Origin of the sequence: Streptomyces qinglanensis, from assembly GCF_900111245.1 — a bacterium.
Classification (GTDB): Bacteria; Actinomycetota; Actinomycetes; order Streptomycetales; family Streptomycetaceae; genus Streptomyces; species Streptomyces qinglanensis.
Window position 1 is genome coordinate 47419 of the sequence record NZ_FOGO01000014.1, and the last position, 18696, is coordinate 66114.

The window sequence follows — 18696 nt, forward strand, 5'->3', positions numbered from 1 at the left end:
CGCCCTGGCTCCCTCGTCTCTCGCCCGTTCCCCGGCTCCAGCCTAGCGAGGGGACGCGGGGAGGCCGCAGCCGGAGTTGGCGATCATCCTGTTCAGTTGTTCATACTGAACCAGGCTGCTCGTGGCCGGTTTTTTTCGTCAGATTATCCAATCTGATCGGCGGCCGCGGTCTGTCCGCCCGCCCGCACGCACCAGCACGTATCCGAGGTCACGCATGTCCGCTTCGGCCAGCCCGGTCGATTCCGGGGGCTCCCCGCAGGGGACCCCGCCCGCCGCCCCGTCCGCACTGGACCGCTTCTTCCAGATCTCGCAGCGCGGCTCGACCGTCAGCCGCGAGCTCAGGGGCGGACTTGCCACCTTCTTCGCGATGGCCTACATCATCGTGCTGAACCCGATCATCCTCGGAGCCGGCGAGGACAAGTTCCACCAGCACCTCGACAACGGCCAGCTCGTGACGGCCACCGCGCTGATGGCCGGGCTCACCACCCTCCTGATGGGCGTCATCGGCAACGTGCCCATCGCGCTCGCCGCGGGCCTGGGCATCAACGCCGTCGTGGCGCTCCAACTCGCCCCGAAGATGAGCTGGCCCGACGCCATGGGCATGGTGGTGCTCGCCGGGATCGTGCTGATGATCCTGGTGGCCTCCGGCCTCCGGCAGCGGGTGATGGACGCCATCCCGAACGGGCTGCGCCGCGCCATCGCCATCGGGATCGGCCTGTTCATCTCGCTGATCGGCCTGGTCGACTCCGGCTTCGTCTCCCGCAACCCGGACAAGGCGGACACCACCGTTCCGCTGGGCCTCGGGACGGGCGGCCAGCTCCAGGGCTGGCCCGTGCTGGTGTTCGTGCTGGGCCTGGTGCTGATGTACGTGCTGCTGGTGCGCAAGACGCGGGGCGCCATCCTCATCGGCATCGTGACCATGGCCGTCGTCGCCATCGTGATCAACGCCCTGGCCGACATCCCGGACGCCGCCTGGGGCCTGTCGGTGCCGAAGCTGCCGGACTCGGTGGTGGGCAGTCCGGACTTCGGGCTGATCGGCGAGATCAGCCTGTTCGGCGGCTTCCAGGAAGTGGGGTGGCTGACCGGCTGCCTCTTCGTCTTCACCGTGCTGCTGTCGGGGTTCTTCGACGCGATGGGCACGATCATCGGCGTCGGAGAGGAGAGCGGGCTGGCCGACGACCAGGCGCACGGACAGCTTCCGCGGATGGGGCGCATCCTGTTCATGGACGGTGTCGGGGTGGCCGCCGGCGGGGTCGGCTCCTGCTCGGCCAACACCTGCTTCGTGGAGTCCACCGCCGGGGTCGGCGAGGGCGCCCGCACCGGCCTGGCCAATGTGCTGACCGGCGGGCTCTTCCTGCTGGCCCTGATCTTCACCCCGCTCGCGAAGGTGGTGCCCTCCCAGGCCGCGACCCCCGCGCTGCTGGTCGTGGGCTTCCTGATCATGGCGTCCAACGTGCGGGAGATCGAGTGGGGCGACTCCACCGTCGCCATCCCGGCCTTCCTGACCATCGTCTCGATGCCGTTCACCTACAGCATCACCAACGGCATCGGCATGGGCGTGATCGCCTTCATCGTGCTGCGGGCCGCCGCCGGGCGGGCGCGGGAGACGCCGTGGCTGCTGAACGTGGTGGGGCTGTGCTTCCTGGTCTACTTCCTGCTGAATCCAATCGAACAGCTTCTCGGCATCGCGTAGGGCTCCTCGGGAGCTCGGTGCGCCCGGCAGCGGCGCGTCCGCGGGCCGGGGGTCCGCAGGCTGCGCGGGGTCCGCGGGCCAGGTGTTCGCGGGCTGATCGCGGTCGGCAGGGGTCTCAGGCGAGGCCCCTGCTGCCCTGGGGCGGGGGGCCGTAGAACTGCTCGGTCCGTTCGACGGACGCCTTGAAGCGCTCGTCGAAGTCGTCGCGGACGAGCATGCGGACCACGTAGTCCTGGACGCTCATCCCGCGTTTCGCCGCATGATCGTTCAGCCGCTCGAAGAGGGCGGCCGCTATCCGCAGGCTGAGAACCTGGGAATCGGGCTGCTCGTGGTGGTCGCTGTCGCACGGCGGAGTCAGGCTGCTCATACGACAACGGTCGCGAACCGACCCCGCCCGCTGTCCGGGGAACGTGTGGGGACTCACTCGTACGTGTGAGCCCCTGTCGGGTAAACCTCTTGGTCCTTAGAGCGGGTAATGAGTTAGGCTAAGGACTATGTCGGAACAGCTCCCCGCGCCGCGCTACGCGGACGGGCCCCCACCGGGCGCGGTCGACCAGCTCGCCGGGCCGGACCGGCCCGTGTCGCCCGACGAGGGCGAACAGGACCTCGCCGAGCTCGACAAGGAAGCCGTCAACGCACTCCGCGCCGCGGTGATGCGGCTCTCCCGGCGGCTCAAGCACCAGCGCGTGGACGAGTCGCTGAGCCCCACGGAGATGTCCGTACTCGGCACCCTCGCCCGCTGCGGCTCCGCCACCCCCAGCGAGCTGGCCCGCAAGGAGCATGTGCAGCCGCCGTCGATGACCCGCATCGTCGCGATGCTGGAGGCCAAGGGCCTGGTCCGGCTGGACGCGCACCCCGAGGACCGGCGGCAGAAGGTGGTCACCCAGACCGAGCAGGCCGAATCCATGCTCGCCGCCGCCCGCGCCAAACGGAACGCCTGGCTGACCGAACTCGTCCAGGAGCTGGACGAGGAGGACCGGGCGACGCTGCGCGCCGCCGCGCCGGTGCTGGAGAAGCTGGCACATCTGTAAGGAGCACGACCCAGAACAGGAGGCGACGCCGCTTTGAGTACGGGCCACGGAGCAGACTCCGCACCCGCACCATCCGCAGCCGACCACACCACCCCGCAGCAGCCCCGCGACGCCCGCGGCCCGGACCCCGTCCGCGGCCCGGACCCCGCGCCCGCCGCATCCGCGCCCTCGCCCGGCGTTCCGGCCTCCACCGCGGCACCCGGCGTGCCCGCGCCCGGCGCCCCCGTGAAGCCCTCGATGTTCAGCTCGCTGCGGATCCGCAACTACCGCCTCTTCGCGATGGGCCAGGTCGTCTCCAACACCGGCACCTGGATGCAGCGCATCGCCCAGGACTGGCTGGTGCACAGCCTCACCGGCTCCTCCACCGCCGTCGGCATCACCACGGCACTGCAGTTCCTGCCCATGCTGCTGTTCGGGCTCTACGGCGGCGTCATCGCCGACCGCTGCTCCAAGCGCAGGCTGCTGTTCGTCACCCAGTCCACGATGGGCGTCATCGGCCTGGTGCTGGCGGCGCTCACACTCAGCGGAAACGTGCAGGTCATGCACGTCTACGTGCTCGCCTTCGCGCTCGGGCTGGTCACCGTCGTGGACAACCCCACCCGGCAGACCTTCGTCTCGGAGATGGTCGGCCCCACCCAGATACGCAACGCCGTCTCGCTCAACTCCGCGAACTTCCAGAGCGCCCGGCTCGTCGGCCCGGCCGTCGCGGGAGTGCTGATCTCCGCGGTCGGCGGCGGCTGGGCGTTCCTGATCAACGGCCTGTCCTTCGGCGCCCCGCTGCTCGGGCTGCTGCTGATGCGCGGCGCCGAACTCCACACCGGCAAGCGGGTGCAGCGCGGCAAGGGCCAGTTGCGCGAGGGCCTGCGCTACGTGGGCCGGCACCCGGAACTGCTGTGGCCGATCGTGCTGGTCGGCTTCATCGGGACCTTCGGATTCAACTTCCCCATCTGGCTGACCGCCTTCACCAGCGATGTGTTCGACGCGGGGGCCGGCACCTACGGCACCCTCAACTTCCTGATGGCGGTCGGCTCGGTGGCCGGTGCGCTGCTGGCCGCCCGCCGCGGGCAGTCGCGGATGCGGCTGATGGCCGGTGCCGCGCTGGCCTTCGGCGTGCTGGAACTCGCCGCCGCGCTGTCGCCCTCGTACTGGCTGTTCGCCGCGCTCATGGCGCCGATCGGGCTCGCCGGGCTGACCTTCAACGTCACCGCGAACTCCAGCGTCCAGCTCGCCTCCGACCCGGCGATGCGCGGCCGGGTGATGAGCTTGTTCATGATGGTGTTCGTGGGCGGTACCCCCATCGGCGGCCCGATCATGGGCTGGATCACCGACACCTGGGGCGCCCGCACCGGCTTCCTCGCGGGCGGCCTCGTCTCGGCCGCGGCCGCGGTGGCGGTCGCCCTCGTGCTGGGTCGCCTCGCCGGGCTGCGCCCGGCAGTGAGCCTCCGCAAGGGCAGCCGCTACGTCCGCTTCGTCCCCCGCGAGACCAGCGAGACCCGCGAGCCCAGCGAGACCCGCGAAGCGGTCACCGAGCCGGCGTGACCGAGCCGGCGTGACCGGGGCGGCGCCGGGGACGGCTTCGACCCGTACGTACCGGTACGCGGGCACCGGCACCGGCACCGGCACGGGCGGCACGGGCCGCACCCGGACACTCCCCGCCCGGGCGCGGCCGTGGCAGGCTGCGCGCCCATGAGACTGTTCGCTGCACTGTGGCCCCCGCCGACGGCGGTGGAGGAACTGGACCGGGAGGTGGCCGCCCTCCAGGAGCTCCCCGACGCGGCAGGGCTGCGCTGGACACGGCCCGCGAACCGGCACGTCACGCTGAGCTTCTACGGCGAGGCGGACGACCGGGCGCGGGCCGACCTCACCGCCCGGCTGGGCCGGGCGGCCCACCGGGCGAGCGGCCCCGTCCCGATGCGGCTGGCCGGCGGCGGCCGCTTCGGCGACCACACCCTGTGGACCGGGCTCCAGCAGGAGGCGCCGGACCGCGACGCGCTCCGGAAACTGGCGGCGGCCACCACCGCAGCGGGCCGCCGCGCGGGCCTGCTGCCCGCCGACGCGCCGCCGTCCTTCCGCCCGCACCTCACCCTGGCCCGCGCCAGGGGCCGCGGACCGGGCGTCGACCTGCGCCCCTACGTGGCCGGGCTGGAGCCGTTCCGCGGCTCCGGCTGGCGGGCCGGGGAGCTGCTGCTGATCCGCAGCGTGCCCCCGACGAGCGGGGTCCCCGGTGAGCAGCCGCACTACGAGCCGCTGGCCCGGTGGCCGCTGGGCGGCGGTCCGGGGCGGTGACGGAGCCGCTTCCCGCTCCGCCACCGGCCCCGGTTACCGTTGTCGCCGTGAACGCTAAGACCAGAATGCGCATCGTGACGGGTGTGCTGGTGGTGCTCTTCCTCGTCGTCGTCCTGGCCTCGGCCCTGGGCGGTCGCTGACCCCTGGCGGGTACGGCTACCAGGCGAAGGCTTCCGGGGAGGGGCCCGGCCCGGGGAAGATCTCGTCCAGCGCCCCGAGCAGCTCGTCGCCCAGCCGCAGCTCGACGGCGCGGAGTGCGGAGTCGAGCTGCCCGGCCGTGCGGGGCCCGACGATGGGGCCGGTGACGCCCGGCCGGGACAGCAGCCAGGCGAGCGCGACCTCGCCGGGTTCCAGGCCGTGCTCGGCGACGAGGTTCTCGTACGCCTCCAACTGCGCGCGGACCGCCGGGTCGGCCAGGGTGGTGGCCGCGCGCCCGGAGGCGGTACGACCGCTGCCGCCGCCCTCGCGTTCCTTGCGCAGCGCGCCGCCCAGCAGTCCGCCGTGCAGCGGGGACCAGGGGATGACGCCGAGCCCGTAGGACTCCGCCGCCGGGACGACCTCCATCTCGGCACGCCGCTCGGCCAGGTTGTAGAGGCACTGCTCGCTGACCAGCCCGAGGGAGCCGCGCCGGGCCGCGGTCTCGTTGGCCCGGGCGAGGTGCCAGCCCGCGTGGTTGCTGGAGCCCACGTAGAGCACCTTGCCCTGCTGTACCAGGACGTCCATGGCCTGCCAGATCTCGTCCCACGGCGTCGCCCGGTCGACGTGGTGGAACTGGTACAGGTCGATGTGGTCGGTGCCCAGGCGGCGCAGGCTGGCCTCCACCGAGCGGCGGATGTTCAGTGCGGAGAGCTTGTCGTGGTTGGGCCAGGGCGCCTCGCCGTCGGGCGCCATGTTGGCGTAGCCCTTGGTGGCCAGCACGGTCTTGTCGCGGCGGCCGCCGCCCTTGGCGAACCAGCTCCCGACGATCTCCTCGGTGCGGCCCTTGTTCTCGCCCCAGCCGTAGACGTTCGCGGTGTCGAAGAAGTTGACGCCCGCCGCCAGGGCGGCGTCCATGATCGTGTGGCTGTCGGGCTCGTTCGTCTGCGGCCCGAAGTTCATGGTGCCGAGAACGAGCCTGCTGACCTTCAGACCGGTGCGTCCGAGCTGCGTGTACTCCATGCCGACACGCTAGGCACCTGGAGCGCACTCGAAGCAAGGCGTACACGGCCGGTTACCCGCGTTCGGCCTCTTCCTCGGCCCTGTCGCCGGTACGGAAGACGCCCTCGACCGCCGCGAGGTAGGCGGTCTCGGCGCTGGTGCGGGCCAGGTTCGCGTCGACGGGGCGGCGGAGCATCAGCAGCCGGTAGTAGAACGGCGCGCCGAGGGCGGCGATGACCTCGAAGCTGTCCGTGTCGGGTGCGACCTCGCCGCGCTCGGCCGCGCGGTCCACCAGGGAGGCGACGTGCCGGACGCGGTCCGCGAAGACGGTCTGCAGCACCTCGGCGGCGCCCGGCTCGCGAACCGCGGCCGTCACGATGGCCTCGGCCAGCCGCTGGTTGCGCGGCTGCGTGTAGAAGTCGGCCAGGGACCGGGCCAGGGCGTGCAGGTCCTGGTGCAGGCTGCCGGTGTCGGGCACCGGGATTGTCCCGCCGCTGCGGCTCAGCAGGTCGCTGATGACGCCCTCGACCGTCCGCCAGCGGCGCCGGATCGTGGCGGCGTGCACTCCTGAGCGCTGGGCGATCCGCTCGATGGTGAGCGAGGCGATGTCCTGGGTGCCCAGCTCGTCCCAGGCCGCCGCGAGGACGGCCGCCCGGGTGCGCGCTGTGCGCCCGCCGGGGCGGGTGGCGCCGTGCGGCCGCGGATGCTCCTGCGGCCGGTCGGATTCCTGCGGTTCTGGGGGATTCATGGGTCCGCGTTGCGTCGAGGCTGGGATTCCGATTACTGTTCCACACACTTAGTGCGCGCTCGCGTGCATTAGTCGGGGGATGCCGCGAGCGCTCCGTGTGTGGTCCAAACCATCGCACTCGGGGTGTTCGCGGCACACAAGGGGCCAGTCTGGCCCAGCGGTCCCCCTGATGGCGCCCTGCGCGTCGGTCCAGGGGAGGTTCCGACGCGAAAGTTACGGCACCTGGCTGGATATGGCCGCACTTGACGGTACTTGACCGTACTTGACGGATCTTGGTGGACCGTTACGTAATGCGCCGGCGTCGCCGCACCCTGGCGCGCGGCGCCCGCACCCGGCGGCCCGGTCCCACCCGGCGGCCCGGTTCCCCGGCGGCCCGGTCCCACCCGGTGCGTCCGCTCCGGCCGGCCTGTCCTTACGGCGTTCCGGCGCGGTACGGGCCACCCACGCCCCACGCCTGGTGCAGCGCCTCGGCGAAGGCGGCGGCCATCCGGTGCTCGCCCTCGGCCGAGGGGTGGGTGCCGTCGTAGGTGTCCCGCCGCGGGGACCAGTCCTCCGGGGCCGAGGCCAGCAGCAGCGGCGACCGCGGCTCCGACCGCTCCGCCACCACCTTGGCCAGCAGCGTGTTGAAGTGCGCGCAGGAGGCGGCGAATCCGGCGTCGGTCACCGCGCGGATGTTGGGCAGGACCGGCAGCAGCACCGCGCGCAGCGCGGGGTCGGCGGCCCGCGCCCGGGTCAGGAACAGTTCGACGTTCTCCAGCGTCTGCTCCGGATCCGTGTAGAACCCGAGGTCTATCAGCCCGAGCGAGACCAGCAGCGTGTCCGCGCCGTGGGCCGCGACCGCCTCCTCCACGGCGGGCGCCATGTGCAGCCATCCCGCACCCCAGTCCGCGAGATGGGCCCGCGCGTGCGGTGGGAAGCGCGGATCTGCGTAGCCGTCGCCGCCGCCGTGCAGCGCCGTGCGGGGGCCGACGATCGACCAGCCGCCGTCAGGCACGGTGCGGGTGAGGTGCTGCCACATCCGGTAGCGCCAGGTGTGGGCGCCGGGCGCGCCGATCGTCATGGAGTCGCCGACGAAGAGAACGCGCATCCGCATATCCTCCGGGATGCCGACTCGCCCTGCACCGTGATGCTGGACACTGGGTGCCATGTCTGTGCGTATGCGTGGGGTCCGGGTCGGGGCGGCGGTCGCCGTGGTGTTGGGCGCGATGACGGCGTCCCCGGGCGTCGCCGCCGCCGCGGACGGCCCGGAGGGTTTCACCATCCGCGACTCCCGCATCACCGAGTCCAGTGGCCTCGCGGCCAGCCGCGCCCACAAGGGCGTCTACTGGACGCACAACGACTCCGACGACGGTCCGTACGTGTACGCGGTCGACAGCTCCACCGGCAAGACCGTCTGCCGCGTGACGCTCCAGGGCATCGACCCCAGGGACGTCGAGGCGATCTCCCTCGGCCCGGACGGCGACCTCTACGTCGGCGACATCGGCGACAACCTGGACGGCACCTGGCCCGAGGTGTGGATCTACCGCTTCCCCGAACCGAAGGAACTGCGCGGGGAGGTGACGGTGACCCCCACCCGCTACACCGTCCGCTACGACGGCGGCCCGCGGAACGCGGAGTCGCTGATGGTGCATCCCAAGACGGGGCGCGTCTACATCGCGAGCAAGAGCGCGAAGGGCGAGGGCGGCGTCTACGCGGGCCCCGGGAAACTGGACCCGAACGGCGTGAACACCTTCTCGCGGGTGGCGAAGATCGACTTCGAGGCGACGGACGGCGCCTTCTCCCCGGACGGCACCCGGCTGGTGCTGCGCGGCTACTTCAGTGCCTACGGCTACATCTGGCGGAACGGCAAGCCGGAGAAGATCGGTTCGGTGCCCGTGCCGCTGCAGCGCCAGGGCGAGTCGGTGACCTTCGCGAACGACGGGCGGACGTTGATGTACGGCTCCGAGGGCACGAACAGCGGTGTCCAGCCGGCCCGTCTGGAGGGCGAGGCGGTGCCGCCCGCCGCGCGCGAGGAGGACTCCGCGGACTCCGCGTCCGACGGCAAGGGCAGCGGCGGGGACTCCTCGGCGGACGACGACCGGAATCTGGCGCTGGGCGCCGGAACCTTCGTCGCGGCCCTGCTCGTCTGGTTCGGCCTGCGCCGCCTCTTCACCCGCCGCCGCGACTGACCGCCTCCGGCGCATGCCCACTCGGCGCCGTGCTCACGGCGCCGTGCTCACGGCGGCGTCATGCGTCGGCCCCCGGTGGCTCTCCCGGCGGCTGCCCTGCTGCGGACTCCGTGATCCACAGCGGCCTCCCGTCGTCACCGCACGCGACCGAGAACCCGTCGGCTGGTTCGAGACTGGTGCGGATGATGTGCAACCAGGTGTCGCCGACCTTGGCGACCGGTCGGTCGGGTGACCGCATGAAGCGGTGCGTCCTGACCTGGTTGTGGATCGTGTCGGCGCTGTCGGACCAGCGGATGACGGAGAACGCGGCTTCCATGAATCCCGCATAGCTGGCTTTGGAGTGATCCTGCGGCTCGCCCGTGTGACCGGCTGCTGCCCGGTCCAGTGATCTGCGGAGCAGATCACGAACGACGGGCATTGCCTCCGCACAGTACGTTGCCCAACTGATGTCGTCGGCGAGGCCGATTCCGTCCTGCTGGGCAAGAATGTTTCCCGTGTCGAATTCGCTGTCCATCCGGTGAACGGTGACACCGCTGCTCGGGTCGCCGTTGCGGATCGCCCAGAGCAGCGGCGCCGGGCCGCGGTACTTCGGCAGCATGGACACGTGGATGTTGAGCACGCCCAGCCGCGGAACGGCCAGCACGGGAGGGGGAAGCTTCCAGGCGAAGCCGAAGACGATCAGCAGATCGGGCCGGTGGCTCTTCAGTGCGAGAGCGAGACCGTCCATGCTCCCCGGGAGCAGCAGGTCCATCCCGGGCGGAACGGCATCGAGAATCGATGCCGTTGCCTCGCCGGCGTCAGGGAGGTTTCGGCCACCTGAGCGAAGGGAGCGGCCGTAGAAATAGGCGACCGGAAGGTGACCGGCGTCCGTGCAGGCCGCATGGACGGTGGAGAACTCGGCAGGGCCGGAAGAGATCACACCGATGCGCAGAGGGGCTGACATCTGACTGTTCTCCTGGTCGAGCGGAGCGGCGGTACTCAGCTTGCTGATCTGGGCAAGATGTACTCGTCGTGCGGGGTGCCCAGTTTCCAGGCCGATTCAAAAGCCTTCGTGCACAGCTCCACCACGTGTGGGTCGGTACTCAGTTCGTTGCCGCGCCAGCCGCCGTCCCCGGTGAAATGATTGAACAGTACAGTCGCGCTGTCGAAGATCCAGCAGTCGTTGCCCGGCAACGCCAGGCCGGAGGCGCGTGCACGAGGCAGCCAGTGGACCTCTTCCCCCGCCGCGATGTTCTGCGGCGTTCCCTCGTGCTCGAACTGAATGTACTCGGATGCCGGTTCGGAAATGATGCGGGTGCGGCGAATCCGTACCCCGCGCGTTGCGGTGGCCCGCATCAGGTCCAGCCAGTCGGCCTTGCTCGCGGCGTCCTGTTCAGGCCCCCATTTCCCGGCCCGCCACTTCTCGACATCGGCCAGCTCCTCGGCCACCGCATAGTGATCACGCATTTCCAGATGGCACGCCGATACCCGGCAATCATTGAAGAGCCGGGCCCAGCCCTCCGCATCAAGAGATTCCATTCGACTCCTCCTTTGACAGGTAGGAGAAAATCGAGGCAGGTACCCGGACGACTGTTTCACCGCTGGGGATCTTCATCTGTGCCAGATCGGCGGGGTCGCTGACCACGTAGCCTTGTACGATGAAGTCCCCGCTGTCCTCGTCCCGGTACAACCGCGGTGAACCCCCTTGTCCGGTGGAGCCGCCGACGAACGTAATCCTCATGATCGTCCCTCACCTCTCGGTATTCTGAACCACTCCAGAGTGCGGCAGCGAACAGCGCGTTCGAAAAGAACTGCCTGGTATATCCCTGATCAACTCTACTGATCTGTACCCGTGACGGGCCCTCAAGTGTGCATCTCGCAGGTACGGGGGGACAGAAACAAGCCATTCAATGGTTCCCCCTGACGGATGACCGATTCGGTGTGTCGGTTGGGGGGTAGTCCGAGCAAGGTGTTCGGCGAGGAGGGGATGTGACGGAGAGAGCGGGCGGGCAGGGACCGGAGCCGGAGGCCGCGGCTCACGTGGGCCCCCGCAACGATCTCTCGGGCTCCGCACGTAATGTCGTCCAAGCCGGCCAGGTCAGCGGCGACGTGCACGTCCACACGGCGGCGCTCGCCCCCGCACCCCGCCCCGCGCAACTGCCCGGGGACGTGCGCGGCTTCGTCAACCGGTCCGACGAGTTGAGCGCCCTGGACGGACTGCTGGACGCCCGTACGGGCAGTCATCAGGATTCCGATTCCGACGTGTTGCGCATCGCCGTTGTCGTCGGTACGGCCGGTGTGGGCAAGACGTCGCTCGCCGTACGCTGGGCACAACGTGCCAAGGAGCATTTCCCCGACGGGCAGTTGTACGTCAACCTGCACGGATACGATCCGGGACCGCCGATGACCGTCACGGACGTTCTCGGTCGGTTCCTGCGTGCGCTGGATGTGCCGGTGGGGCGTATCCCGGCCGGTGAGGAACCGCGCGCGGAACTGTTCCGATCGGTGATGGCCGGCCGGCGCGTGCTCGTCGTTCTGGACAACGCCGCTACCGTCGGCGTGATCCGTCCGCTGCTACCGGGGTCTCCGGGGTGCCTGGTGGCCATCACGAGTCGTACACGAATGTCGGGTTTGGTGGCACGGGAAGGTGCATATCGTGTGAGTGTGGAGACGCTGTCGGAAGCCGAATCCGTCCGACTGTTGCGCAGCACCATCGCCGCGTACCGCACCGATGACGCCGACGCGGAACTGGCCGAACTGGCCCGCCTGTGCGCGCGGTTGCCGCTCGCCCTTCGGATCGTGGCCGAACGTGCCGCAGCCCGACCGAGAATGCCGCTGCGTGACCTGATCACGGACCTGCGCGACGAGTCGGGACTGTGGGACGCGCTGTCGGCGACGAGCGAGGAGGGCGCCGAGGAAGCGGACGCAGTACGGACAGTCTTCGCCTGGTCCTACCGAGCCCTCCCCCCGCACGTTGCCCGCATGTTCCGGTTGCTGGGCCTGCATCCGGGGCCCGACTTCCGGGTGGAGGCCGCTGCCGCTCTCTCGGGCCTGAACCCGGTCCGCGCCCGGCGCCACCTCGACAACCTGGCCGGCGTCCACCTGTTGGAAGAGTGCGGGCATGACCGCTACCAGTTCCACGACCTGCTGCGCGCGTACGCCATCGACCAGGCCCAGCGTGAGGAATCGGCCGACGATCGGCGTGCCGCGCTGGAGCGTGTCCTGGGCTGGTATCTGCACTCCGCTGCTGCCGCCGCCCGAGCGGGCTCGTGCGCGTACACCATGCCGCTGCCCCTCGAACCGGTGGACGACCGAGTCTGCCCGATGTCCTTCGACGACGGGAAGCCGGCGATGGCCTGGTACGAAGCCGAGCGCGACAACCTCACCACAGCAGTCCGCATCGCGAGCTCTGCCGGGATGGACCGGATCGCCTGGCAGATCCCGGCTGCCCTGACGATGGTCGTCGCAGACCGGGAACCGGCCGACGCTTGGCTGCCCGCCCAGCGAGTGGCCCTCGAGTCCGCCCGCAGAGCCGGCGACCGATACGGGGAAGCAATCACTCTCGACAATCTGGGCATCGCCTACCGGCACCTGTTCCGGCTGCCCGAGGCCGAGGAGTGCTTCGACGCTGCCCAGAGTGCCTTCCGGGACCTCGACAGCCCCTTCGGATGCGCGCGGGCCGCCAACGGGATGGGTGTGGCATATATGCTCGCGCATCGCGTCGATGACGCCGCGGCCTGCTTCGAGCAGGCGCTGGAGCAGGCGCACGCACTCGGTGACCCGGTCTACGCAGGGGCATTCACCCGCAACCTCGGATGGGCGCTCCTGGAGCAGGACGATCTCGACCAGGCGGAGCGCCGGCTGAGTCGGGCGGCGACGCTGCTGGCCGACGCGGAAGAGCCGCTGGAGCGGGCCGAGGCGCTCACCCTGCTGTCGACGGTTCATCGGCGGGCCGGACGCTTCTCGCGGGCGAACCACATGGCTGAGCAGGCGTTGGCCGTCGCGGGCGAGGCCGACGGAAAGCTCTTCGAAGCCCTCGCTCTCCTGGAGTTGGGACGTGTCTGCTCGGCCCGGGAGAACGGCGCCGAAGCTCTCGGGCATCTGCATCAGGCATCTCTACTGTTCCGACGAGTCGGCCGTACCGATCTGCAGGCCGCCGCGTGGGACGCGACCGGGGAGGCGTATCTCCTGCTCGGGCGCGCCGACGACGCTGCGGCGTTCCATCGCCGGGCCGCCACGGCGTTCCGCGCCAGGGGCGACAACTGGTCGTCGGCGCTCTCCCTGGCCCGCCTTGCCGACGCGTTGACCAAGCAGGGGATGTCCCACGAAGCGCAGGAACATCGCGGCGAGGCTCTTCGCCTGCTTGCAGGCTTTCCTGACAGGGCGGCGGAAGCGAAACGGGCGGAGCTGCGGGCGGCCCGGATGGAGACGTGAGCCGACGCGTGGGCTCGTCGTCAGCGCGAACCGCACTGCCGGTGTTCGGTGGCGGCGACGAAGACGGCCCGGGCAGTTGTGCCGGAGACGACGGCCGGTCCGTGGGGAGCCCCGGACGGGGACGCCGCCGGGGCAGTCGTCCGGCATCTCCATGCAGCCACGCTCCCCGTGGCCGGGGTAGCTGCACGTGCGTCGTACCGGCAGAGCCGAGGTGTCAGGACTCGTCCTCGACGGGGCACCCCCGGAGGGCTGCTCTGCGCTGGTCCAGCAGGTGCTGGAAGCCGTCCAGGAGGGCGCGGACGGCGAAGCGGGTGCTGTCGGCCGGATCGGCGGTGAAGGCGTCGTCGGGGAGGGCGGCCAGCCGGGAGAGGCCGCCCTCTTCCATGCCGCGCACGATGTAGGGCTCCTGGGTGCGCCAGAACTCCTCGTCCGTGACGCCGGACTGCAGGGCCGCCTGCTGGTACAGCACGTGGGAGCGGGCGGCGCCCATGACGAGGTTCTCCAGGGCGACCAGGACGTTCATCTTCTCCTGGCCGCCGAGCGGGAGGTCCTCCAGTGCCGCCAGGGCGAAGTCGAGCCCGGCCGTGGAGCGGGGGCCCAGGACCGGGCGGGCCTGGTTGATCTGGAGCAGCCAGGTGTGGGTGGTGTACAGCTCCCAGGAGCGTTCGGCGATCAGTTCGAGCGTGGCCCGCCAGTCCTCGCCGGGGCGCTGCTCCCGTTCGTCCGGTACGGCCTGCACGTGGTCGTACATCAGGGCCACCAGTTCGTCCTTGCCCGGCACGTAGCGGTACAGGGACATGGTGCCGACGCCGAGTCCGGTGGCGACGCGGCGCATGGAGAGGGCGGTCAGGCCCTCGCGGTCGGCGATGTCCACGGCGGTGCTGACGATCTGCGCGAGCGTCAGCCCGGGTTTGGGGCCGCGCGCGGGGCGGTCCTGTCCCGTCCGGCCCCACAGCAGGTCCAGGCTGCGGACGAGCCGGGTGAGTCCGTCGCGGCCGTGGTCTGCGGGGTCCGTGCCCGGGTGGTTGCTCGTCATGGTCGGGCCATCGTAGGGAATTCTCTTGCCGGTATCTGCGTAGGCTGTACGCTGTTTTATCTGAGTACGGTGTACCCAATTCGAGGAGGGGATGCATGTCCGCACCACCGCTGGACCAGTACTCCGTCGTGGCCGAGGGGCTGCGCAGGACCTATGGCGACGCACGCGCGCTCGACGGGCTCGACCTGGCCGTGCCGCGCGGCACCGTCTTCGGACTGCTGGGGCCGAACGGCGCCGGCAAGACCACCGCCGTACGCGTACTGACCACCCTCGTCCGGCTCGACGGCGGCCGAGCCGCCGTCGCCGGGCACGACGTGAGCCGCAGCCCGCGCGCCGTACGCGGCAGGATCGGACTCACCGGGCAGCACGCCGCCGTGGACCGGATCCTCACGGCGCGGCAGAACCTGGAGATGTTCGGCCGCCTCTTCCACCTCGGCACCGCCAGCGCCCGGCGCCGGGCAGCCGAACTCCTCGACCGGTTCGGGCTCACCGAGGCGGCCGACAAGCAGCCGCAGGGCTTCAGCGGCGGTATGCGGCGCCGCCTCGACCTGGCCTCCAGCATGATCCTCGCCCCGGAGGTGCTCTTCCTGGACGAGCCGACCACCGGGCTCGACCCGCGCGGGCGCAGCGAGGTGTGGGACGCGGTGCGCGGACTGACCCAGCAGGGCACCACCGTCGTCCTGACGACCCACTACCTGGACGAGGCCGACAAGCTCTCCGACCGGATCGCCGTCATCGACCGGGGCCGCAACGTCACCGAGGACACCCCGGCCGGACTCAAGCGGACTGTCGGTGGCGACCGCATCGAGGTCGTCGCCGCCGAGGCCCGTGATCTGCCCGTCGTGACCGCCGCCGTCGCCCGTGTCGCGAAGCGAGGTGCCGAGCCGGAGAGCGACGCCGCCGAACTACGCGTCCACGCACCCGTCTCGGCCGGGGTCCCCGCGCTCACCGAGGTGGCGCGCGGCCTCCAGGACGAGGGTGTGACGGTGGCCGACATCGGCCTGCGCCGCCCCACGCTGGACGAGGTCTTCCTCGCCCTGACCGGCAGATCCGGCGGCGAGCAGCGGGAGAGCGCGGAGCACCCGGAGGCCGCCGTATGAGTGTCGTCGCGCCGGCCGCGGAGCGGCAGCACGCAGGGCAGCGGCTGTACTGGGCGGTGGCCGACTGCTGGACGATCGTCCGCCGCGACCTGACCCACCTGGCGAAGCAGCCGTCCATCGTCGCCTGGCAGCTCGGTTTTCCCCTCGTCTCCGTGCTGCTGTTCGTCTACGTCTTCGGCAGTGCGATGGAGGTCGGCGAGGGGGTGGACTACAAGAGCTACGCGATGCCCGGGATGTTCGCCATGACCATGGCGTTCGGCTTCATGAACACGGCGGTCGCCGTCGCCGTGGACAAGGAGCGCGGGGTCACCGACCGGTTCCGCTCCATGCCGATGGCGCCCTCCGCCGTGGTGACCGGGCGCGGGGTCTCCGACCTCCTGCACGCGGCGCTCGACCTGGCCGTGCTGGCGGCGATCGCCCTGGCCATCGGCTGGCGTTCGGACGGCGGGCTGCTCAGCACGGTGTGGGCGTTCGTGCTGCTGCTCCTGCTGCGCTTCGCGCTCATCTGGGCCGGCGTGCTGCTCGGCCTGCTCGCCAGGAACCAGGAGTCGGCGGGCAACCTGTTCGCCGTCGCCTTCCCCTTCGGCATGGTCTCCAGCGTCTTCACCCCGCCCTCCGCCATGCCGGACTGGCTGGGCACCCTCGCCATGTGGAATCCCGTCTCGGCCACCGCGAACGCCGTCCGCGAGCTGTACGGCAACCCGCTGCCCGGCGGAGGAAGCTGGATCGAGGAGCACGCGGAGCTGATGGCGGTGGTGTGGCCGCTGGCGCTGACGGCCGTCTTCCTGCCGCTCGCCGTCCGCAGGTTCCAGCACCTCGGCAGGTGACGCCCGGACGCTGACGGCGGGGCCCCGGCAGCCGACCTGCGCGCGGGAGCCGTGCGGCTACTCGCCGACCAGCCGCAGCTCGTAGTGGACCGGCCGGTCGAACATCAGCCGGTAGCCGAGCGGCACCAGGAAGCCCTGGGTGAGGGGGTGTCTGCGGGCGAGCTGGGCGGCGGCGTGCCGGGCCTCGCTGTCCCGCAGCTCCCGCACCCGGGCCTTCATCGGCGCCCCGGCGGGGGTGCCGGTGAGGGTGGCGGCGGCCAGCTCCACCTCCGGGTAGCGCTCGATGTGCTCCCGCTGCCGGGCGCGGGCGTGCGTGCGCACATACGCGTGGTCCCCCTCGACGGCGATCTGCGCGCCGTGCCCGAAGGGCGTGCCTTCCCTCTCGTAGGTCGTCAGCCGTACCCGCCGTTCCCGGGCGAACAGCTGAAAACCGGTGCTGGGAGTGCTCATGCGGCATCCCGTACCCGATCGCGGGCGCGGGGATGCGCCGCGGCCGCACGCGAACGCCGGACGGGCTACGCGGTAGCCCGTCCGGCGCTCCGGTGCTCCGAGGCCGTCAGAGGCGCTCGATCACCCAGTCGACGCACGCGGTCAGCGCTTCCACGTCCGCCGGCTCCACCGCCGGGAACATGGCGACGCGTAGCTGGTTGCGCCCCAGCTTCCGGTAGGGCTCGGTGTCCACGATGCCGTTGGCCCGCAGCACCTTGGCCACCTCGGCGGCGTCCACGCTGTCCGCGAAGTCGATGGTGCCCACGACCTGGGAGCGCTGGTCCGGGTCGGTGACGAAGGGCGTCGCGTAGGACGCCTTCTCCGCCCAGTTGTAGAGCCGCGCCGAGGAGTCGGCGGTGCGGGAGACGGCCCACTCCAGGCCGCCCTGCCCGTTGAGCCAGTCCAACTGCTCGCCGAGCAGGAAGAGCGTGGCCAGCGCCGGGGTGTTGTACGTCTGGTTCTTGCGCGAGTTGTCGATCGCCGTCTGCAGGTCGAAGAAGGCCGGGATGTGCCGGTCCGAGGCCGCGATCCGCTCCGCGCGCGCGACGGCGGCGGGCGAGAAGACCGCGATCCACAGCCCGCCGTCGGCCGCGAAGGACTTCTGCGGCGCGAAGTAGTAGACATCCGTCTCGGTGATGTCGACCGGCAGGCCCCCGGCGCCGGAGGTGGCGTCCACCAGCACCAGTGCGCCGTCGTCGGCGCCCGGTACCCGGCGCAGCGGCATGGCGACGCCCGTGGAGGTCTCGTTGTGGGTCAGTGCGTAGGAGTCCACGCCCTGCTCGCCGCGGGCCTCGGGGTGGGTGCCCGGGTCGCTCTGGATGACGCTGGGCTCGCCCAGCCAGGGCGCCTGCTTGGCGGCCTTCGCGAACTTGGAGGAGAACTCGCCGAACGACAGGTGCTGGGACCTGTTCTCGATCAGGCCGTGGGTCGCCACGTCCCAGAAGGCGGTGGAGCCGCCGTTGCCGAGTACGACCTCGTACCCGTCCGGCAGCGAGAAGAGGTTCCGTACGCCGTCACGTACCTGTCCGACCAGGTTTTTGACGGGCGCCTGCCGATGTGAGGTGCCCATGAGCGAGGTACCGGTCGCAGCCAGGGCGCTGAGCGCCTCCGGACGCACCTTGCTGGGGCCCGAGCCGAAACGGCCGTCGGCGGGCTTGAGGTCAGCGGGAATCTGGAGATCAGCCACGGGGCCAGCCTAGTGCCGCCGTCCAGACCGCCTCGGCAGCCGTCCAGCGCCTGAGACGGGCGGCCGGACCCGCCGGGGGCCGGGCGGCGGATCCGCCGGGGCCGGTGCGGATCGCGCTCCGGCCCATAAGCTGGGTGTATGACAGCAGGTCACAGACCCGGTCCCGATGATGTGCGCCGCCTCGCGCTCGCGCTGCCCGAGAGCAAGGAGGTCGAGGCGTGGTCCATGCCGACCTTCCGGGTGGCGGGGAAGATGTTCCTGACCATGCCCGACGACGAGTCCTCCTTCGCGGTGCGCTGCCCGAAGCTGGAGCGCGGCGAGCTGATCGCGGCCGAGCCGGAGAAGTTCTGGGTGCCACCGCACGAGGCGGGCTCGAACTGGGTGCGGGCCCGGCTGGCGGCCCTGGAGGACATGGCGGAGCTGCGGGACATCGTCGTCGACTCCTGGCGGCAGGCCGCGCCGCCCCGGCTGCTGGAGACATTCACCGCACCCGACCCGTAGGAGGGATGAGCCCCGACCCGTACGGGGGAGGGGCCGGGAGGGGCCCACCGCGCCGTGCGGGGGGCGAGTCCCGTACGGCGC

The 18696-nt window shown here is 71.1% G+C and carries 19 protein-coding genes; 9 read left to right on the forward strand and 10 right to left on the reverse strand.

What is annotated here, in order from left to right:
- Positions 1-214 precede the first annotated feature (214 nt).
- Positions 215-1693, forward strand: coding sequence for an NCS2 family permease (locus tag BMX65_RS25045; RefSeq protein ID WP_075002622.1), 1479 nt, complete (start codon positions 215-217; stop codon positions 1691-1693).
- A 115-nt stretch (positions 1694-1808) separates the two neighbouring features.
- On the opposite strand, the gene BMX65_RS25050 is transcribed toward BMX65_RS25045, so the two are convergent.
- Positions 1809-2060, reverse strand: coding sequence for a hypothetical protein (locus tag BMX65_RS25050; protein ID WP_075002623.1), 252 nt, complete (start codon positions 2058-2060; stop codon positions 1809-1811).
- A gap of 286 nt (positions 2061-2346) precedes the next feature.
- On the opposite strand from BMX65_RS25050, the gene BMX65_RS25055 reads away from it, so the two are divergent.
- From BMX65_RS25055 to thpR, 3 genes are all read left to right on the forward strand, one after another.
- Positions 2347-2724 (forward strand): MarR family winged helix-turn-helix transcriptional regulator, encoded by a 378-nt coding sequence (locus BMX65_RS25055; RefSeq protein ID WP_051019546.1) that lies wholly within the window; start codon positions 2347-2349, stop codon positions 2722-2724.
- Positions 2725-2757: 33 nt separating this feature from the next.
- On the forward strand, positions 2758-4263 hold the full coding sequence (locus BMX65_RS25060; protein WP_075002624.1) for an MFS transporter: 1506 nt from the start codon (positions 2758-2760) through the stop codon (positions 4261-4263).
- A gap of 147 nt (positions 4264-4410) precedes the next feature.
- Entirely contained in the window at positions 4411-5010 is a 600-nt protein-coding gene (gene thpR / locus BMX65_RS25065; RefSeq protein ID WP_075002625.1) for an RNA 2',3'-cyclic phosphodiesterase, read from the forward strand.
- Positions 5011-5166: 156 nt separating this feature from the next.
- On the opposite strand, the gene BMX65_RS25070 is transcribed toward thpR, so the two are convergent.
- The 3 genes from BMX65_RS25070 to BMX65_RS25080 form a co-directional block, all read right to left on the reverse strand.
- The gene (locus tag BMX65_RS25070; protein ID WP_075002626.1) at positions 5167-6168 is read right to left on the reverse strand and encodes an aldo/keto reductase; all 1002 of its coding nucleotides are present in this window, start codon (positions 6166-6168) and stop codon (positions 5167-5169) included.
- A 52-nt stretch (positions 6169-6220) separates the two neighbouring features.
- Positions 6221-6895 carry a TetR-like C-terminal domain-containing protein gene (locus BMX65_RS25075; protein WP_075002627.1) on the reverse strand — a complete coding sequence of 225 codons (675 nt, stop codon included), beginning with the start codon at positions 6893-6895 and terminating at the stop codon, positions 6221-6223.
- Positions 6896-7307: 412 nt separating this feature from the next.
- A complete protein-coding gene (locus BMX65_RS25080; protein ID WP_075002628.1) occupies positions 7308-7982 on the reverse strand; it encodes a GDSL-type esterase/lipase family protein in 675 nt (224 codons plus the stop codon).
- A gap of 118 nt (positions 7983-8100) precedes the next feature.
- On the opposite strand from BMX65_RS25080, the gene BMX65_RS25085 reads away from it, so the two are divergent.
- Entirely contained in the window at positions 8101-9063 is a 963-nt protein-coding gene (locus BMX65_RS25085; RefSeq protein ID WP_079172082.1) for a hypothetical protein, read from the forward strand.
- A 58-nt stretch (positions 9064-9121) separates the two neighbouring features.
- Here the strand turns inward: BMX65_RS25085 and BMX65_RS25090 are convergent, their stop codons facing one another.
- The 3 genes from BMX65_RS25090 to BMX65_RS25100 form a co-directional block, all read right to left on the reverse strand.
- Positions 9122-9790, reverse strand: a complete 669-nt coding sequence (locus BMX65_RS25090) for a methionyl-tRNA formyltransferase (RefSeq protein ID WP_244905678.1) — start codon at positions 9788-9790, stop codon at positions 9122-9124.
- A 251-nt stretch (positions 9791-10041) separates the two neighbouring features.
- Positions 10042-10581, reverse strand: coding sequence for a DUF6879 family protein (locus BMX65_RS25095; RefSeq protein ID WP_075002630.1), 540 nt, complete (start codon positions 10579-10581; stop codon positions 10042-10044).
- Positions 10568-10783 carry a hypothetical protein gene (locus BMX65_RS25100; RefSeq protein WP_075002631.1) on the reverse strand — a complete coding sequence of 72 codons (216 nt, stop codon included), beginning with the start codon at positions 10781-10783 and terminating at the stop codon, positions 10568-10570. Before BMX65_RS25100 ends, BMX65_RS25095 begins: the two co-directional genes overlap by 14 nt.
- Positions 10784-11031: 248 nt before the next feature.
- Here BMX65_RS25100 and BMX65_RS25105 point away from each other — a divergent pair, with 248 nt between their 5' ends.
- On the forward strand, positions 11032-13476 hold the full coding sequence (locus BMX65_RS25105; RefSeq protein WP_075002632.1) for an ATP-binding protein: 2445 nt from the start codon (positions 11032-11034) through the stop codon (positions 13474-13476).
- 214 nt (positions 13477-13690) lie between these two features.
- Here BMX65_RS25105 and BMX65_RS25110 read toward each other — a convergent pair whose 3' ends face one another.
- Positions 13691-14512 carry a TetR/AcrR family transcriptional regulator gene (locus BMX65_RS25110; RefSeq protein WP_075002633.1) on the reverse strand — a complete coding sequence of 274 codons (822 nt, stop codon included), beginning with the start codon at positions 14510-14512 and terminating at the stop codon, positions 13691-13693.
- A 95-nt stretch (positions 14513-14607) separates the two neighbouring features.
- Between BMX65_RS25110 and BMX65_RS25115 the strand changes: the two genes are divergently transcribed.
- Both BMX65_RS25115 and BMX65_RS25120 read left to right on the forward strand, forming a co-directional pair.
- Positions 14608-15612, forward strand: coding sequence for an ATP-binding cassette domain-containing protein (locus BMX65_RS25115; protein WP_075002634.1), 1005 nt, complete (start codon positions 14608-14610; stop codon positions 15610-15612).
- On the forward strand, positions 15609-16439 hold the full coding sequence (locus BMX65_RS25120) for an ABC transporter permease (protein WP_075002635.1): 831 nt from the start codon (positions 15609-15611) through the stop codon (positions 16437-16439). The genes BMX65_RS25115 and BMX65_RS25120 overlap by 4 nt, the downstream gene beginning before the upstream one ends.
- Positions 16440-16496: 57 nt before the next feature.
- On the opposite strand, the gene BMX65_RS25125 is transcribed toward BMX65_RS25120, so the two are convergent.
- Together BMX65_RS25125 and serC are read right to left on the reverse strand one after the other, a co-directional pair.
- Positions 16497-16889 (reverse strand): PNPOx family protein, encoded by a 393-nt coding sequence (locus BMX65_RS25125; RefSeq protein ID WP_075002636.1) that lies wholly within the window; start codon positions 16887-16889, stop codon positions 16497-16499.
- 106 nt (positions 16890-16995) lie between these two features.
- A complete protein-coding gene (serC, locus tag BMX65_RS25130; protein WP_075002637.1) occupies positions 16996-18114 on the reverse strand; it encodes a phosphoserine transaminase in 1119 nt (372 codons plus the stop codon).
- 138 nt (positions 18115-18252) lie between these two features.
- Here serC and BMX65_RS25135 point away from each other — a divergent pair, with 138 nt between their 5' ends.
- Positions 18253-18615, forward strand: a complete 363-nt coding sequence (locus BMX65_RS25135) for an MmcQ/YjbR family DNA-binding protein (protein ID WP_075002638.1) — start codon at positions 18253-18255, stop codon at positions 18613-18615.
- Positions 18616-18696: the final 81 nt, after the last annotated feature.

What these genes read in the sequence shown, in the direction of transcription:
- BMX65_RS25045 (WP_075002622.1), top strand. Translation starts at nt 215, where the DNA reads ATGTCCGCTTCGGCCAGCCCGGTCGATTCCGGGGGCTCCCCGCAGGGG.
- BMX65_RS25050 (WP_075002623.1), bottom strand. Translation starts at nt 2,060, where the DNA reads ATGAGCAGCCTGACTCCGCCGTGCGACAGCGACCACCACGAGCAGCCC.
- BMX65_RS25055 (WP_051019546.1), top strand. Translation starts at nt 2,347, where the DNA reads ATGCGGCTCTCCCGGCGGCTCAAGCACCAGCGCGTGGACGAGTCGCTG.
- thpR (WP_075002625.1), top strand. Translation starts at nt 4,411, where the DNA reads ATGAGACTGTTCGCTGCACTGTGGCCCCCGCCGACGGCGGTGGAGGAA.
- BMX65_RS25070 (WP_075002626.1), bottom strand. Translation starts at nt 6,168, where the DNA reads ATGGAGTACACGCAGCTCGGACGCACCGGTCTGAAGGTCAGCAGGCTC.
- BMX65_RS25075 (WP_075002627.1), bottom strand. Translation starts at nt 6,895, where the DNA reads ATGAATCCCCCAGAACCGCAGGAATCCGACCGGCCGCAGGAGCATCCG.
- BMX65_RS25080 (WP_075002628.1), bottom strand. Translation starts at nt 7,982, where the DNA reads ATGCGCGTTCTCTTCGTCGGCGACTCCATGACGATCGGCGCGCCCGGC.
- BMX65_RS25085 (WP_079172082.1), top strand. Translation starts at nt 8,101, where the DNA reads ATGACGGCGTCCCCGGGCGTCGCCGCCGCCGCGGACGGCCCGGAGGGT.
- BMX65_RS25090 (WP_244905678.1), bottom strand. Translation starts at nt 9,790, where the DNA reads ATGGACGGTCTCGCTCTCGCACTGAAGAGCCACCGGCCCGATCTGCTG.
- BMX65_RS25095 (WP_075002630.1), bottom strand. Translation starts at nt 10,581, where the DNA reads ATGGAATCTCTTGATGCGGAGGGCTGGGCCCGGCTCTTCAATGATTGC.
- BMX65_RS25100 (WP_075002631.1), bottom strand. Translation starts at nt 10,783, where the DNA reads ATGAGGATTACGTTCGTCGGCGGCTCCACCGGACAAGGGGGTTCACCG.
- BMX65_RS25110 (WP_075002633.1), bottom strand. Translation starts at nt 14,512, where the DNA reads ATGACGAGCAACCACCCGGGCACGGACCCCGCAGACCACGGCCGCGAC.
- BMX65_RS25115 (WP_075002634.1), top strand. Translation starts at nt 14,608, where the DNA reads ATGTCCGCACCACCGCTGGACCAGTACTCCGTCGTGGCCGAGGGGCTG.
- BMX65_RS25120 (WP_075002635.1), top strand. Translation starts at nt 15,609, where the DNA reads ATGAGTGTCGTCGCGCCGGCCGCGGAGCGGCAGCACGCAGGGCAGCGG.
- BMX65_RS25125 (WP_075002636.1), bottom strand. Translation starts at nt 16,889, where the DNA reads ATGAGCACTCCCAGCACCGGTTTTCAGCTGTTCGCCCGGGAACGGCGG.
- BMX65_RS25135 (WP_075002638.1), top strand. Translation starts at nt 18,253, where the DNA reads ATGACAGCAGGTCACAGACCCGGTCCCGATGATGTGCGCCGCCTCGCG.